This window comes from Gemmatimonadaceae bacterium (assembly GCA_037721215.1).
Classification (GTDB): domain Bacteria; phylum Gemmatimonadota; class Gemmatimonadetes; order Gemmatimonadales; family Gemmatimonadaceae; genus UBA4720.
On record JBBJNV010000015.1, the window covers coordinates 1 to 13908 of the forward strand.

The 13908-nt window shown below is 60.2% G+C and carries 18 protein-coding genes, 1 tRNA gene and 1 pseudogene; 19 read left to right on the plus strand and 1 reads right to left on the minus strand.

Going from position 1 to position 13908, the window contains the following annotated elements; genetic code table 11:
* The first annotated feature begins 14 nt into the window (after positions 1 to 14).
* The 15 genes and pseudogenes from rpsP (at position 15) to WKF55_09485 (ending at position 10648) form a co-directional block, all read left to right on the plus strand.
* Positions 15 to 242: pseudogene (rpsP, locus tag WKF55_09415) on the plus strand (30S ribosomal protein S16).
* Between the two features lie 144 nt (positions 243 to 386).
* Complete coding sequence (gene rimM / locus WKF55_09420) at positions 387 to 917, plus strand: ribosome maturation factor RimM (protein ID MEJ7759792.1); 531 nt, start codon at positions 387 to 389, stop codon at positions 915 to 917.
* A 4-nt stretch (positions 918 to 921) separates the two neighbouring features.
* Positions 922 to 1587, plus strand: a complete 666-nt coding sequence (gene trmD / locus WKF55_09425; protein MEJ7759793.1) for a tRNA (guanosine(37)-N1)-methyltransferase TrmD — start codon at positions 922 to 924, stop codon at positions 1585 to 1587.
* Between the two features lie 99 nt (positions 1588 to 1686).
* Positions 1687 to 2058 carry a 50S ribosomal protein L19 gene (rplS, locus tag WKF55_09430; GenBank protein ID MEJ7759794.1) on the plus strand — a complete coding sequence of 124 codons (372 nt, stop codon included), beginning with the start codon at positions 1687 to 1689 and terminating at the stop codon, positions 2056 to 2058.
* 31 nt (positions 2059 to 2089) lie between these two features.
* Complete coding sequence (locus tag WKF55_09435) at positions 2090 to 2746, plus strand: ribonuclease HII (protein MEJ7759795.1); 657 nt, start codon at positions 2090 to 2092, stop codon at positions 2744 to 2746.
* Complete coding sequence (purE, locus tag WKF55_09440; GenBank protein MEJ7759796.1) at positions 2743 to 3246, plus strand: 5-(carboxyamino)imidazole ribonucleotide mutase; 504 nt, start codon at positions 2743 to 2745, stop codon at positions 3244 to 3246. The genes WKF55_09435 and purE overlap by 4 nt, the downstream gene beginning before the upstream one ends.
* A complete protein-coding gene (locus WKF55_09445; protein MEJ7759797.1) occupies positions 3243 to 4337 on the plus strand; it encodes a 5-(carboxyamino)imidazole ribonucleotide synthase in 1095 nt (364 codons plus the stop codon). Before purE ends, WKF55_09445 begins: the two co-directional genes overlap by 4 nt.
* Positions 4338 to 4360: 23 nt before the next feature.
* Entirely contained in the window at positions 4361 to 4837 is a 477-nt protein-coding gene (locus tag WKF55_09450) for a hypothetical protein (GenBank protein ID MEJ7759798.1), read from the plus strand.
* Between the two features lie 89 nt (positions 4838 to 4926).
* Complete coding sequence (locus WKF55_09455; GenBank protein ID MEJ7759799.1) at positions 4927 to 5745, plus strand: DUF4097 family beta strand repeat-containing protein; 819 nt, start codon at positions 4927 to 4929, stop codon at positions 5743 to 5745.
* Positions 5746 to 5815: 70 nt separating this feature from the next.
* A complete protein-coding gene (locus tag WKF55_09460; GenBank protein MEJ7759800.1) occupies positions 5816 to 6385 on the plus strand; it encodes an RNA polymerase sigma factor in 570 nt (189 codons plus the stop codon).
* Positions 6382 to 7158 carry a zf-HC2 domain-containing protein gene (locus tag WKF55_09465; GenBank protein MEJ7759801.1) on the plus strand — a complete coding sequence of 259 codons (777 nt, stop codon included), beginning with the start codon at positions 6382 to 6384 and terminating at the stop codon, positions 7156 to 7158. The genes WKF55_09460 and WKF55_09465 overlap by 4 nt, the downstream gene beginning before the upstream one ends.
* A gap of 12 nt (positions 7159 to 7170) precedes the next feature.
* Positions 7171 to 8130 (plus strand): DUF4097 family beta strand repeat-containing protein, encoded by a 960-nt coding sequence (locus WKF55_09470; protein MEJ7759802.1) that lies wholly within the window; start codon positions 7171 to 7173, stop codon positions 8128 to 8130.
* 91 nt (positions 8131 to 8221) lie between these two features.
* Positions 8222 to 9511, plus strand: coding sequence for a hypothetical protein (locus WKF55_09475; protein MEJ7759803.1), 1290 nt, complete (start codon positions 8222 to 8224; stop codon positions 9509 to 9511).
* A 54-nt stretch (positions 9512 to 9565) separates the two neighbouring features.
* Positions 9566 to 9877, plus strand: coding sequence for a GNAT family N-acetyltransferase (locus WKF55_09480; protein ID MEJ7759804.1), 312 nt, complete (start codon positions 9566 to 9568; stop codon positions 9875 to 9877).
* Positions 9878 to 9901: 24 nt separating this feature from the next.
* A complete protein-coding gene (locus tag WKF55_09485) occupies positions 9902 to 10648 on the plus strand; it encodes a class I SAM-dependent methyltransferase (protein ID MEJ7759805.1) in 747 nt (248 codons plus the stop codon).
* A 4-nt stretch (positions 10649 to 10652) separates the two neighbouring features.
* On the opposite strand, the gene WKF55_09490 is transcribed toward WKF55_09485, so the two are convergent.
* Entirely contained in the window at positions 10653 to 10982 is a 330-nt protein-coding gene (locus WKF55_09490; GenBank protein MEJ7759806.1) for a class I SAM-dependent methyltransferase, read from the minus strand.
* Positions 10983 to 11190: 208 nt separating this feature from the next.
* Here WKF55_09490 and WKF55_09495 point away from each other — a divergent pair.
* From WKF55_09495 to WKF55_09510, 4 genes are all read left to right on the plus strand, one after another.
* Positions 11191 to 11263, plus strand: a tRNA-Lys gene (locus WKF55_09495).
* A gap of 85 nt (positions 11264 to 11348) precedes the next feature.
* Positions 11349 to 12599 (plus strand): M20/M25/M40 family metallo-hydrolase, encoded by a 1251-nt coding sequence (locus tag WKF55_09500; protein ID MEJ7759807.1) that lies wholly within the window; start codon positions 11349 to 11351, stop codon positions 12597 to 12599.
* 141 nt (positions 12600 to 12740) lie between these two features.
* Complete coding sequence (locus tag WKF55_09505; protein MEJ7759808.1) at positions 12741 to 13079, plus strand: hypothetical protein; 339 nt, start codon at positions 12741 to 12743, stop codon at positions 13077 to 13079.
* A 132-nt stretch (positions 13080 to 13211) separates the two neighbouring features.
* Positions 13212 to 13892, plus strand: coding sequence for a M15 family metallopeptidase (locus tag WKF55_09510; protein MEJ7759809.1), 681 nt, complete (start codon positions 13212 to 13214; stop codon positions 13890 to 13892).
* Positions 13893 to 13908 lie beyond the last annotated feature (16 nt).

Sequence of the window (13908 nt, forward strand, 5' to 3'; positions counted from 1 at the left end):
AGGGAGAATCACCGATGGTAAGAATTCGTCTCCGTCGCGTAGGACGGAAAAAGTCGCCGGTATACCGGATAGTCGTCGCCGATTCGCAGAGTCCGCGCGACGGCAAGTTCATCGAGATCATCGGTCAGTACGCTCCCCGTCAGATGGAGGGCGGGCTGAACGTGAACGAAGAGCGCGCCAACTACTGGATGAGTGTCGGCGCGCAGCCGAGTGATACAGTTCGCTCTCTGCTTCGGCGGGCGGGCGTGCTCAAGCGGCGGCACGAGAAGCGGCTCGGTCTCGCGTTGCAGCAGTCGGCGGTGCCGCTGCCCGAGCGAAGCGAGGACGAAGAGCGCGCTCTGCACGCCACCGAGGCCCGCCCGGAAGAGTCCACCGCGGAATAATGTATGGGAGCCCATGCATTTGCGGTCGTCGGGCTGATTCGCAATGCGCAGGGCATCCGCGGCGAGGTGGTGGTCGAACTGCTGACCGATGCGCCGGACGTGATATTCGCGTCCGGCGCTCGTGTGTTGATGGGCGATGCCAGAGGAAATGTCCGCGACGAGACGCCGCCTCTCGTGGTCGGGTCGTCCCGTCCGTTCAAAGGGGGTCTGATGGTGGCCTTCCAGGGAACGGCCGACCGGAATGCGGCCGAGCTTCTCAGGGGCCGGTACCTGCTCGTACCGTTCGCGGAGCTCACCCCGCCCGAGGACGACGAGATCTACCTGCATGATCTGCCGGGAATGCGGGTGGAGCTGGATAGCGGTGCGCACGTCGGCGACGTCAGATCATACTACGAGCTGCCTCAGGGGCTTACGCTTGACGTCATGACGCCCGAAGGGAGTGTACTTGTGCCTTATCGAGCGGAGGTGATCGAAAGCACCGACTCAATCGCGAGGGTGATCGTGGTAAAAAGCGCCTTGGGGCTCTTCGAATAGCTCGATGCCGCTTCGCATCAACATCATCACCATTTTTCCCGAGTTCTTCCATGCGCCGCTTGGGCTGAGCATTCCCGCCAGAGCGATGGCGGCCGGCAGCGTTGAATACAACATCGTGGATCTGCGTGACTACACGCACGACAGGCACCGCACGGTTGACGATGCACCGTATGGAGGCGGGGCGGGGATGGTGATGAAGCCCGGCCCCTTTTTTGAGGCGGTTGAAAACATCGGCGCGACTGCACCGATTCTGCTCCTGTCGCCCCGCGGCCGGGTGTTCTCTCACGCGGACGCGGTCCGTTATTCGTCTGGCAGCGAGTTGACGCTTTTGTGCGGTCACTACAAGGATGTCGATCAGCGCGTCGCCGACAATCTGGCGACGGAAGAAATTTCACTCGGCGATTTCGTACTCAGTGGTGGAGAGCCGGCGGCGCTGGCAATCGTCGACGCAACTGTGCGGCTGCTTCCAGGGGCGATGTCGGACCTCGACAGCGCGAGGGCAGACTCTTTCTACGACAGGGGGATCAGTGCTCCGAGCTACACTCGTCCACCTGACTTCCGCGGGCTGGGAGTTCCGGAGGTGCTTCTTTCAGGGGACCATGCGAGAATTGCCCGATGGCGTCGAGAGGAAGGCGAACGTCTGACGCGCGACCGGCGCAGAGAGGGATAGCCTCCACCCGTAGCTCCCAAAGTGGCATAACTGTCCGTCTTCGGTTATTTTGCAATTCTACCCTATTTACCCCGGGCCGACGTCCGCCCTGAGCTTGATATGCACCCATTTATTGAAACCCAGAAAGAGTGGCTACGTAGCGACGTACCAGCGTTCCGCGCCGGTGACACCGTGCGAGTGTCAGTCCGCGTGAAGGAAGGTGAAAAAGAGCGTCTTCAGGCGTTCGAGGGAGTCTGCCTCGCACGTCGTGGGAGTGGAATCAGTGCCACCTTTACGGTGCGGAAAATCTCGAGCGGTATCGGCGTCGAGCGCATCTTTCCGACGCATAGCCCGATGATCGCGACGATAACGGTGGTTCGCAGAGGGCGCGTGCGGCGCGCCAAGCTTTACTACCTCCGTCACCTCACTGGCAAGGCAACCCGCATCAAGGAGCGGAAGGTGCGCGTTCAGACTCCGAGCTCCAACGCCTAAGCCAGCTCATCGCAGGAAACGCTGGACGCATATCGAAAGGGATCTCCGCGCTGAGCGGGGTCCCTTTCTCGCTGGCGTCGATGAGGTCGGCCGTGGACCGCTGGCGGGTCCGGTAATGGCCTGCGCGGTGATCATGCCCCCTGAAATGCGGGCGATTGCCGGTGTCGACGACTCCAAGAAGCTCACGCCCGATCAACGCACCCGGCTGGCGGTGCGGATTCGCGACAAGGCGCTCGCCTGTTCACTCGGTGCCGCATCGGTGTGTGAGATCGAGCGAATCAACATCTATCAGGCAAGCGTCCTGGCGATGACCCGGGCATTGGCCCGACTGCCGGTCCGCCCCGATCACGTGGTGATTGACGGAAAGACGATGCGCACGCTTTCAACCGTGCACACCGCGGTGGTGCATGGCGACGCACGCTGTTTCAGCATCGCATGCGCTTCGATCGTCGCCAAAGTTACGCGCGACCGGCTGATGGCGCGGCTGGCACGCCGCTATCCCGCCTACACCTGGGAGACAAACGTCGGATACACGACCCCCGCCCACATCCGCGGCCTCGCCACGCACGGCATCACGGCCCACCACCGCCGGACGTTCTTCAGGATAAGCCAGCTTGTTCTCGACTTCGACGCCGCGATCGCGGAGGAAACCGCCACCGTCACCAACGAGCTCGGGCTGAGCCCGTGACGATTCGCGGCCCGCTCGTTGGCGTCATAATGGGGTCGAAGTCCGATTGGGAAACGATGCGGCACGGGGTCGACACGCTCGAGGCGCTCGGGGTTCCGGTGGAAACCAGAATCGTGTCGGCCCACCGAACCCCCGATCTCCTGTTTGAGTATGCTGCTGGTGCCATCGGCCGTGGTCTCCAGGTCATAATCGCGGGGGCGGGAGGCGCTGCGCATCTGCCTGGAATGATCTCCGCCAAGACGACGCTGCCCGTGCTTGGCGTTCCCATCGAGTCCAGAGCGCTGGGAGGAATGGACTCTCTTCTCTCAATCGTGCAGATGCCGGCTGGCGTGCCGGTCGGTACGCTTGCCATTGGAAAAGCAGGGGCAATCAACGCCGCGCTGCTCGCGACCGCCATACTTGCCATTGCGCACACGGAATACCGCGCGGCGCTGGAGAGTTTCCGTACCGGCCAGACGCAGTCGGTGATCGATCAGTCAAACCCGGCTGCCGCGGAGTGAAGGTCGGGGTGCTGGGCGCTGGCCAGCTCGGTCAGATGCTCGCGCTCGCCGGAATAAGACTGGGATTCGAATTTCGTTTCTTCTCTCCCGATCCTGACGCGCCCGCGGGCCGGATTGCCGAGCTCGTGATTGCCGACTACGAAAATCACGAGGCACTCGCGCATTTCGCGGATGGGCTGGATGTCGCCACGTATGAATTCGAGAGCATCCCCTCGGAAGCGGTAAAAATCGTCAGTGCGACAACTCGTGTTTTCCCCCCGCTGAATGCCCTGGAGGTTGCGCAGGACAGGGCAATGGAAAAAAAGTGCTTCGAACGGCTTGGCATCCCCACCGCGCCGTTCGTGTCGGTCGATTCACTGGGCGAAGTGCGAGCCGCATTACAACACACCGGGATGCCCGCGGTTCTCAAGACAAGGCGTTTTGGCTATGACGGCAAAGGCCAGTTCGTCATCCGCAGACTTGAGGACATTGCCTCTGCGTGGGTAGCGCTCAAAGGCGCTCCGTCGATCGTCGAGTCGTTCGTCGGATTTTCCCGCGAACTCTCGTTGATATCCGTGCGCAGCGGCGAGGGCGCAACGGCGTTCTATCCACTGGTAGAGAATCACCACATCGAGGGCATCCTGCGCTCCTCGCTTGCTCCAGCGCCCGGCGTTTCAGCGCTGCTGCAAAAACTGGCCGTGGATTACGCCCGGCGTCTGCTCATCGACCTAGATTACGTCGGAGTGCTGGCAGTCGAGTTTTTTGAGAATGAGGGTGGGCTTATTGCAAACGAGATGGCCCCCCGCGTGCATAATACGGGTCACTGGACCATTGAAGGCGCGGACACAAGCCAGTTCGAGAATCATCTCCGCGCGATCGCGGGGCTTGGACTGGGGTCTTCCGACATGGGGGGCGCGGCCGGGATGGTGAATGTGATTGGACGGGATCCTGACGTGCGGAAATTGTGTCTTATAGATGACGTTCACGTCCATATGTATGGAAAGGTTGCCGCGCCGCGGCGCAAGCTCGGGCATATCACTGTCACGGCGGATGATATGGACGGGGTACGCAGCAGGGTGGCCGAGATCCGGAGAGTGCTGTCGAGCGTTTGACTCGCAGAGAGTAAGCAGGTACTGTGGAGCGTCGTGACCCTCGCACGATCCAGGAGGATCCAATTCAAAAGGTTCGTCGTGTTGCAGTACTGGGCCTGCTTCTGGCCGCTGCATGCAGCAGTCCGTCCCAGCCGCTCGCTACGACCGGGAACGTTTCCGGAGCGAGCGTACAGCCCGGTCGCGATTTTCAACTTGCCGTGGGCGCGGCGGCGCGGATCGAAGGAACGGCATCGCGTATAGTCTTTCGATTGGTCAAGGATGACTCGAGGTGTCCGGCGGACGTCCAATGCGTCTGGGCAGGCAGCGCAAAGGTTGTGCTGACATTGCTGACGGAGGGACAGGCTGACAGGGAAATCGTCGTCAACACTGGGGTCGAGCCGCGTTCCGCTTCACTCTCCGGATTTGTACTGCGACTAACGAGCCTCAGTCCGGTGCCTCGCGCGGGTTCGCCCATACCTGCAGGCAGCTATGTGGCCACGTTCGAGTTGACTGCCCCGTAGCTCGGTAACGCACAGCAACTTTTCGGGGGATTCAAACGTTATGGGGATTGGCGATGTCAGACCGCCATCACCCATAACCCCGCCGGACAATGCCGAACGCGAAATTGCTGGTACGTGCCCTGATCGTCATCGCCGCCATAACGCCGGCAGTCCGCGCAGAAGGGCAGAACGATGATGCGGCGTGGATTCGCCAGTGTCGTGACAACCGGTGGAATGACCGGCGTGCAACGCATTGCGAAGTTCGGGAAATGCGGGTACGGGCGCCTGGCGGGACAGTAAGAATGGAAGGGCTTCGCAACGGCGGAGTTTCTGTTACCGGGTGGGACCGGGACAGCATCGCCGTAACGACGCGCATCCGCGCGCAGGCGCGCTCGGATGCCGACGCAAGAGCCATCGCCAGCCAGGTGCGGATTACGGTAAACGGTGCCAGCATCAGCGCGACCGGCCCGAGATCAGATGGCGATGAATCATGGTCAGCGTCGTTTATCGCATCTGTGCCGCGCCGATCCAATCTCAGGGTGGAAACCCGGAATGGCCCTGTCTCTGTTGCCGATGTCCGTGGCGATCTGAATGTCGAGACGCACAATGGTCCGCTCACGCTGAGAGATCTGGGTGGATCTGTCCACGCCCGTACAACCAACGGCCCCTTGAGCATTTCGCTATCGGGCAATCGCTGGGACGGTTCGGGCTTGGACGCGCGTACCACAAACGGGCCGCTGACCCTCAGCATTCCTGACGGGTACTCGGCGCACCTCGAGGCGGGAACGACAAACGGACCGCTGAGCGTCGGCTTTCCAATTACCGTATCAGGCCGGATCAGCCGTCACGTTTCAGCGGATCTGGGTGCTGGCGGGGCAACCGTAAGAGCCGAGACCACGAACGGGCCACTGGCTATTCGCCGCAGATAATTGGGCGGCCGTTCAAACCATCCGGTCCTCACGGCGATCTGAATTCTTACAAACGAGTGGCGAGACAAGGTTGGCATCTGCTCTGATGGTGGAGTCATCTGCGCCCGTTGATGACTCCAAAGACGTGGCATTGGCTGCCAGCGGGGACAGGCGCGCCTTCGAGCGACTCTACCATCTGCATGTGAGCAGGGTATTTACGCTCTGCACACGCATGTGCGGGAGCAGGATCAGAGGCGAAGAGCTAACGCAGGATGTCTTCGTAAGGAGCTGGGAAAAATTGCCGCAGTTCAGAGGTGAGGCTGCGTTCTCGACATGGATTCACAGGATCGCCGTGAACATCGTGCTCACTGACCGAAAGCAGGAAGGGCGCGACAGAATGCGGCTCGTTGACGATGATATTGAAACTGGTGGATCGGGTTTCGGCGTGACTCCTGCTTTTTCTCCGGGTTATGGGGACAGGATGGACCTCTCAGCGGCGATAGCGGGACTACCGCCGGGAGCAAGACAGATTTTCGTGCTTCACGACGTCGAAGGGTACAAGCACGAGGAGATCGCAAAGTTATGCGGGATAACATCGGGCGGCAGCAAGGCGCAGCTTCATCGGGCGCGGATGCTTTTAAGGGAGGCACTTTCACGATGAATCACCAGCCTGGCAAATGCGCGGATATCGAGGCGAGGCTCGCCGAGTACTTCGAAGGGACGCTCGACGGGGCACAGCGATCTGTGGTGGATGCTCACGCTTCAGTCTGCCTGCCGTGTGGATCCCTGATTCGCGACATCGAAAGCATCAGGGAAGACGCGGTTTCGATGCCCGGCCTCACCCCATCGCGGGACCTCTGGACTGGAATCGAATCGCGGATCCAGTCACCGGTGGTCAGTATTCAGCCGAAGCCATCGATCCGCGCGGTCTCGCGCAGTTGGCTGGCCGCTGCAGCGATGCTGCTGGTCGCATCGACTTCTGCAGTGACCTACCTCGCTACGTCCCGGTCGCTCGGCGAGGGCGGTCCAGCCACCGCAGGAGCGGTTGATAATCAGGTCGCGGCAACCATTGAGGATGCGAGCTCCGCAGAGCCTGAAGATGCAGGGCGGCTCGCGGCATCGCCGCCGGCGGTCGCGCCGCGTTCAGATAAGGGAGGTGTGTTCGCAAGTTCCAGCAATGCGACCGAGCTTCCATATGACGGCGAAATACGGCGGTTGCAGTCTGCCCTCGTGGAAAGGAGAACGCAGCTGGACCCGGCGACCGTGGCCGTTGTGGAGGACAACCTGAAACTGATCGACGCTGCGGTGCGACAGGCGCGTGCCGCACTTGCCGGCGATCCAGCGAGCGGTTTCCTCAGTGAGCAGTTGAACAATGTGCTCGAGAAAAAAGTCGAGCTGCTTCGTACGGCCGCGCTGTTGCCGTCGCGATCGTAGCCGGATTCACAGTTGACACATGCAATGCAATCATCGTTGAAGGCTGTGATCGCCTCAGCAATCCTTTGCCTGAGCGCTCGCGTGGCGGAAGCTCAGAATGAGCGATACCTCACGCAGATCGATACCGTCGTGACATTGAGCAGCCAGGGCACGGTGGACGTCTCTCTGCTGTCGGGCAAGGTGAACATCATCGGTGGCAGCGGGTCACGGGTCAGAGTCCGTGCAGTAAGCGGTGGCGACAATGTTCTGGAGTTCGACGCCAGCTCGACTCGGGTGAGGTTGAGAGTCGAGCATCATGGAGGTACGGGCGCGCGCTACCGGCCCCGGAGCCGGCGGAACGATGGCGCTGAGTTCGACATCACTGTTCCTCAAGGGACGCGCGTCGTCGTCGAGGCACTTTCGGCACCGGTATCTGTTAGAGGCGTGAAGGGAGAGGTGAAAGTGGAAACCGTGAGCGGTTCCATTACTGTTGCGGATGCATCGCGCAAGGTGACGGTCGAGAGTGTTTCGGGCAGTCTCGACGTCGCCAGAGTTGTCGGCGATGTCAGGGCCGAGACTGTGAGTGGGCAGCTCGGTATGGCGGCGGTTTCGGGAGAGATCGTGGGTGAGACCGTGAGCGGGCAAATCCGCATCACTGAGGCCAGATCCAAGTCGGTCCGCGCAGAGTCGGTGAGCGGGCGGGTGAGCTACGGTGGATCGTTCGACCCGGCCGGCAGCTACGATTTTTCATCTCACTCAGGAAGTCTTACGCTGAGCCTTCCCGCCAATGCGGGTGCGACGGTGAGGCTCGAGACTTTCAGCGGAAACGTGGATAGCGACTTTCCTGTCACGTTCGGCGCGAATCAGTCGCGCGCCTCGAATGACAGCAAGTTCGAATTCACGATCGGGAATGGACGTTCAAGCGTCGCTGCCAAAACCTTCAGCGGCAATATCAGGATTCAGCGCGGTGCCAGCCGCAACCAGCCGGAGTAACTGCATTACGAAATCTTAATCAACACGCACGATGCTCCGGGGATAATTTGTGCGACGTGGAGTCGCATTCTTCTCGTTTCCCGGTATTCAATTGATTCGACGTTTGCTGGCAGCGTGCGCGCTCGCGTTGGCTTTGGCGGGTGGCTCGTCTGGTCTCGCAGCTCAACAACCAGAGGCCGACCGGGGTCAGCTCCGGGTCTATATCGACTGCCAGTACGATGGATGCGATTTTGATTTCTTTCGCACCGAGATTCCCTTCGTCGACTACGTGCGTGACCGCCAGGACGCCGCGCTGAATGTCTTTATTACCCGACAGCGAACCGGCAGCGGTGGCAATGCCTTCACGCTGAATTTCATCGGCCAGAAGCAACTGGCGGGCGGGACCGATACGCTCCAGGTTTCGACGGCTCAGGAGGCGACGGAGGATGAAATCAGGAGGGCGCTGGCAAGAAGTATTAAGCTTGGCCTCGTGCGTTATGTGGCCCGATCTCCGCTCGGTGAACGGCTCCAGGTAACGCTTCTCCCCGTGGCGGCCTCGACGGCCAGGCCAGCCGCGCAGGTGGCAAGCGATCCGTGGAATTTCTGGGTTTTCAGGACACGAGCCAACGCGTTTCTCAACGGCGAAAAATCCCAGCGTTTCACAAATCTCAACGGATCGACATCCGCGAACCGGACCACCGAGGCGTGGAAGCTGAACGCATCGCTTTTTGGAAACTACAGCGAGGGGAAATTCACCTTCAGCAACGGTACGCGATTTTCCAACTACTCGCATTCCTACGGACTGAGTGAACTCATCGTCAAGAGCCTTGGTCCCCACTGGTCGGCGGGGCAACGTGCGTCCGCCAGCTCATCGACCTTTCTCAACCAGCGGCTTGCCGCGCGCTTCGCGCCTGCGCTGGAGTACAATGTTTTCCCGTATTCGGAATCGACTCGCCGACAGCTGACGTTCCTGTACACGGCGGGGATCAACTCATTTACCTACGAAGACACGACCATTTTCGACAAGCTGTCGGAGGTGCGCCCCGACCAGTCATTGACCGCATCGCTCGGGCTTAAGCAGCCATGGGGCTCGGTGAGCACGTCGCTCGAAGCAGCCAACTATCTGGACGATTTCAGCAAGCGCCGTCTGGTGCTTTTCAACAGCCTTGACATACGAGTGTTCAAGGGCCTGAGCGTCAATCTGTTCACGAGTGCTGCGCTCGTTCGAGACCAGCTGTATCTGGTCAAGGGCGACCTCACCGATGAAGATATTCTCCTCCGGCAGCGCCAGCTGGCAACTTCATACCGCTATTTCCTCAGCGGAGGTTTCAGCTACACATTCGGCTCTGTGCTGAATAACGTCGTCAACACCCGATTCGACGGCGCGAACCAGAACTTCTGACCTCTGGCCCGGCTTTCGCTGAAGACGGCGAGCACCCACACCTCAGAGTGACAAGTGACAGACGAAGCCGACACGACTCCGGCAGTCAAGCATAACGAGAGCAAGAGCAGATTCGAGGCGAATATTGGCGGTGACCTGGCTGTTGCCAGTTATGTGCGCGATGGAGACCGAATGACTTTCAACCACACCAGCGTGCCCACACAACATGAGGGCCGTGGTATTGGCAACGCGTTGGCCCGGGAGGCGCTCGAGTTTGCGTCGCGGGAGAAAGTCAGCGTTGTACCGCAATGCGAGTTCATCGCTGCGTACATCGAGAAACACCCTGAGTACCAGCCTCTGGTCAGCCAGGGTTCTTCGGGAACATAGCTTTACGTACCCGGCGCGTGTGAAGTGACTTTCGAGGATCACTTCTCAGCGAGAGCAGCGCTTTACGCGGCATACAGGCCTGGCTATCCGGAATCTCTTTTCGAGTATCTCGCTGGCCTTACGTCCCGCAACAATGTCGTTTGCGACTGCGCAACGGGAAGCGGGCAAGCTGCGATCGGCCTTAACCGGCATTTCGGGCGGGTTATCGCTATCGACGCCAGCCGGAGCCAGTTGCGGCATGCAGTCCGCGAAGGCGACGTTGCTTACGTGGCAGCCCGCGCCCAGGAGCTGCCGCTGAAGGCCGGATCGATCGATCTCATCACCGTGGCCCAGGCCTTACACTGGTTTGATCTGGAACAGTTCTACCAGGAGGTTCGTCGCATTGTCGCTCCTGGTGGTGCGCTCGCGGTATGGGGATATGGCGACCCGGTGCTGGATCATCCGGCTCTGAACTCCATCGTGCACGCCTACAATCGCGGGACAGTAGAAGACTACTGGTTGCCGGAACGGATGATTCTCCTCGACCAGTACTCGACCGTGCCATTTCCATTCCGGGAAGTGACTGTACCGTCGTTCACATTGACGTGCCGATGGACCCTTTCCGAACTTTGCGGCTATCTACGGACATGGTCGGCGACGGCTGCATACGTCGCGGCCCGGGGCGTTGATCCTGTTCTGCCAGTTGAGGCAGCACTGGCAAAACGCTGGGGGCCTCCGGAGACCCGGCAAACCGTGGAGTGGCCGCTATGCCTGCGCGTTGGCTACGCGTAACGTTTCAGAGCCCGACCAGCTGCCCGCCGGGTTCGAGCTTTCTGTGTGCGCTTGCAAGATTCTGGCTCAGGGTAGCACGCGATTCAGCCAGGTTCGCGCCATTGATGTGGTGCATCACCAGGCTGAAAACAAGAACATCGATCGAGCCATCGGGAAACTTGTTCAAGTCGCGCGCATCATCAACGATCTTCTGGATCCGGGGATCGGTGATTGCGTCCATCATCTGTGGAGCGACATCGACGGCAATGACACGAGCCGGCAACGAGGTATCGTAGGCGAAGCGCCCACCGTTTCCTACGTCGACTACCAGACGGCCCCTGACCAGCGGGTCCAGCTGTTGCCCTGCCTGCTCGTAAAATCATCTGCCACGATTCCGCAGACTTCTGATAATGCTGAGAGATATTGTCGAAGTGCTGCTGTTCGTGTGCCCGCATTGCGTGCAGTATCGCGCCGCGGACGCGGGTTTGAACAGAATCGCCAATAGCCGCGCGCGTGGCGGGCGGCATTGTCTATCGCGTAAATTTCCCTCGCAGTATTCACCTGACCCGGTAGCTCAGCTGGTAGAGCAACGGACTTTTAATTCGTAGGTCGTGGGTTCGAGACCCACCCGGGTCATTTCTCAATCGCTGTCTCTAGTATGAACTCTCTCCAGGGCATCGAGTAAGGCATGTGGCCGATGCCAATCTCTAACCTCAAACATATGAAATCGCTTTCCATTGTCCTCGTGACGCTTACCCTTGCGGCAGTCTCCGCCCAGGCTCAGGAGATTGCGATCCCGCACCGCAATACCTCGGTGATGGCTGCCCTGGCGGCGATCAAAGCCGACAATGCGTGGACGCTGGATCAACAGCAATCGATTTGCGAGATACCGGCGCCCCCGTTCAAGGAAGCAGTCAGGGCAGTTGAGTATCGCAAGAGATTCGAGAATCTCGGCTTCAAGAGCGTCAGAATCGACAGCGAAGGCAACGTGATTGCCGAACGGCCGGGTATTGGCAAGGGTCCGACGGTAATGATCATGGGCCACCTCGACACGGTGTTTCCGGAAGGAACCAACGTTGCCGTTACCCGCACGGGCACAGTCATGAAAGGCCCGGGAATCGGGGACGATTGCCGCGGGCTCGCCGTTCTGCTGCAGGTGGCAAAATCGCTGAACGTGGCGAAGGTGAGAACCGAAGGGACAATTTATTTCGTGGGAAATGTAGGCGAGGAGGGCGAGGGAAACCTTCGTGGCACCCGTCATCTGCTGCTGAAGGAATTTCCAGGTAAAATCGACTTTTTCATTTCCGTGGATGGAACGGGGCTCGGAGTGACCAGCAGAGCCGTGGGAAGTCACCGGTATCGCGTTACCTACCAGGGTCCCGGCGGTCACAGCTACGGGGCATTCGGAATGCCCAATCCGATCCATGCTCTTGGGCGAGCCATCGCCGGAATCTCGGAAATCAAGGTGCCGGCCTCGCCGAAGACGACGTTCAGTGTCGGAATTGTGGCGGGTGGTACGTCTGTCAACACGATCTCCCCGGTAGGCACCATGGACGTGGACATGCGCTCGGAGTCAGTCGCTGAGCTCGACCGCGTCGATGCCAGCATCCAGAAGGCGCTTCGCGCGGCGCTGACCAGTGAAAATGCCCGTTGGCCGGGGCGGCATCCGAGAATCACGATGAAGATCGATACGATTGGAATCAGGCCTACCGGCGCGCAGTCGGATGGAGCTCCCATCGTCCGTGCCGCGCTCGCGGCAGGCAAAGCGCTTGGATTTGGCGAGCCAACCAGCGCGAGCAGCACGGACGCCAATCTTCCGATCAGCATGGGGATTGCAGCGATAACTATCGATGGCGGCGGAAAAGGTATGGGATCCCATTCACTTTCGGAGTCATACGACGACACCGACCGCGGGTACCTCGGCCCCCAGTGGGCTGCCCTGATCGTTGCCGCACTCGCCAGAGTGAGATGAGGGTTGCGTTCTGCCAGTTCGATCGTCATAAGAAGGGCGCCCCGCTTGCTGCGAGGCGCTTCATACATTTGAATACCGGCCGAAAGGCCATCAGAGAGGTCAGTGATGTTGGCAGTGATTTGTAGCCTGCGCAGTTTGACGGTGATCGCCGCGGTCGTCCTCCCCAGCGGGTGCCAGGCCTGGAAAGTGGACAACCGCCCCGCGCCGACGGTGATCGAGCAGGCAGGCAACAACAGAGTCGCGATAACGATGGACGACAGGCGCTGGGTGGTGCTGAACAATGCCCAGGTGCAAAGTGACAGCATTGTCGGAATGAGAGTTACCGGGAATACAGTCGGCATCGGACGTACGGCCCTGTCGCTTCCGCGCGTCCGTGCGATCGAAACCCGGCGGTTCAGTATCACCCGGACGCTAGGGCTGGGAGTCGTCGCCTTGTTCATTCCAAGCCTCTACCGTTTCGCGATCATCGAGGAAGAATGACAACGGATCTGGTTGGTTGACTGGATTCGGATGCGCAGTCGGGGCGCGTCCTGATTACGCGGGAGTGGCGCATTCATCCAGACTTCCTGCAAGCACTGGCATGACGAACTACCCGCCAATTACTTCAGCGCAATGACTCGAAGATCCTGCCGACTGCTGGCGAGCGTGATACTGCTTTCCGGGTGCATACCGTTCCGCCAGCCCACGGCCACGCCGGTGAATACCGTCGAGCTGCCCACCCTTGACGATGCTGCCGCCGACTCTCTGCTGGTCGATGTGCAGCGTCTCGACAGTACTCTCGTCGTCGATCTGCGGTACGCGACCACAAACAATTTTACGGGCGCAGTGCTACCCGGGTACGAGGGCAACCGGGCGTATCTTCGCGCTGAAGCGGCCACCGCGCTGGCGCTGGTGAACGCGGATCTGAAATCGCAAGGTTACACTCTCAGGGTGTTCGACGCCTATCGTCCCGTTCGTGCAAGCGAAGCGATGGTGGATTGGACGCAGCGCACCAACCGGCCGGACCTACTGCGGGATGGCTATATCGCAAGCCGAAGCCGTCACAACCTCGGCGCAGCCGTCGACGTCACACTCGTGAATACCGCATCAGGAACCGATGTCGATATGGGGACTCGTTACGACCTTTTCTCATACGCCGCTCACACCGCCAACGCGCGCGGGCATGTAGCTCGCAATCGTCAGCTGCTGAAGCGGGCGATGGAGCGACAGGGCTTCGAGAATTACGACAAGGAGTGGTGGCACTTCAGCTACTCGCTGGACGATCCGGCGCGGTTCGACAAAGTCGTCCGCTAGTCGTCCGGGGATTCAC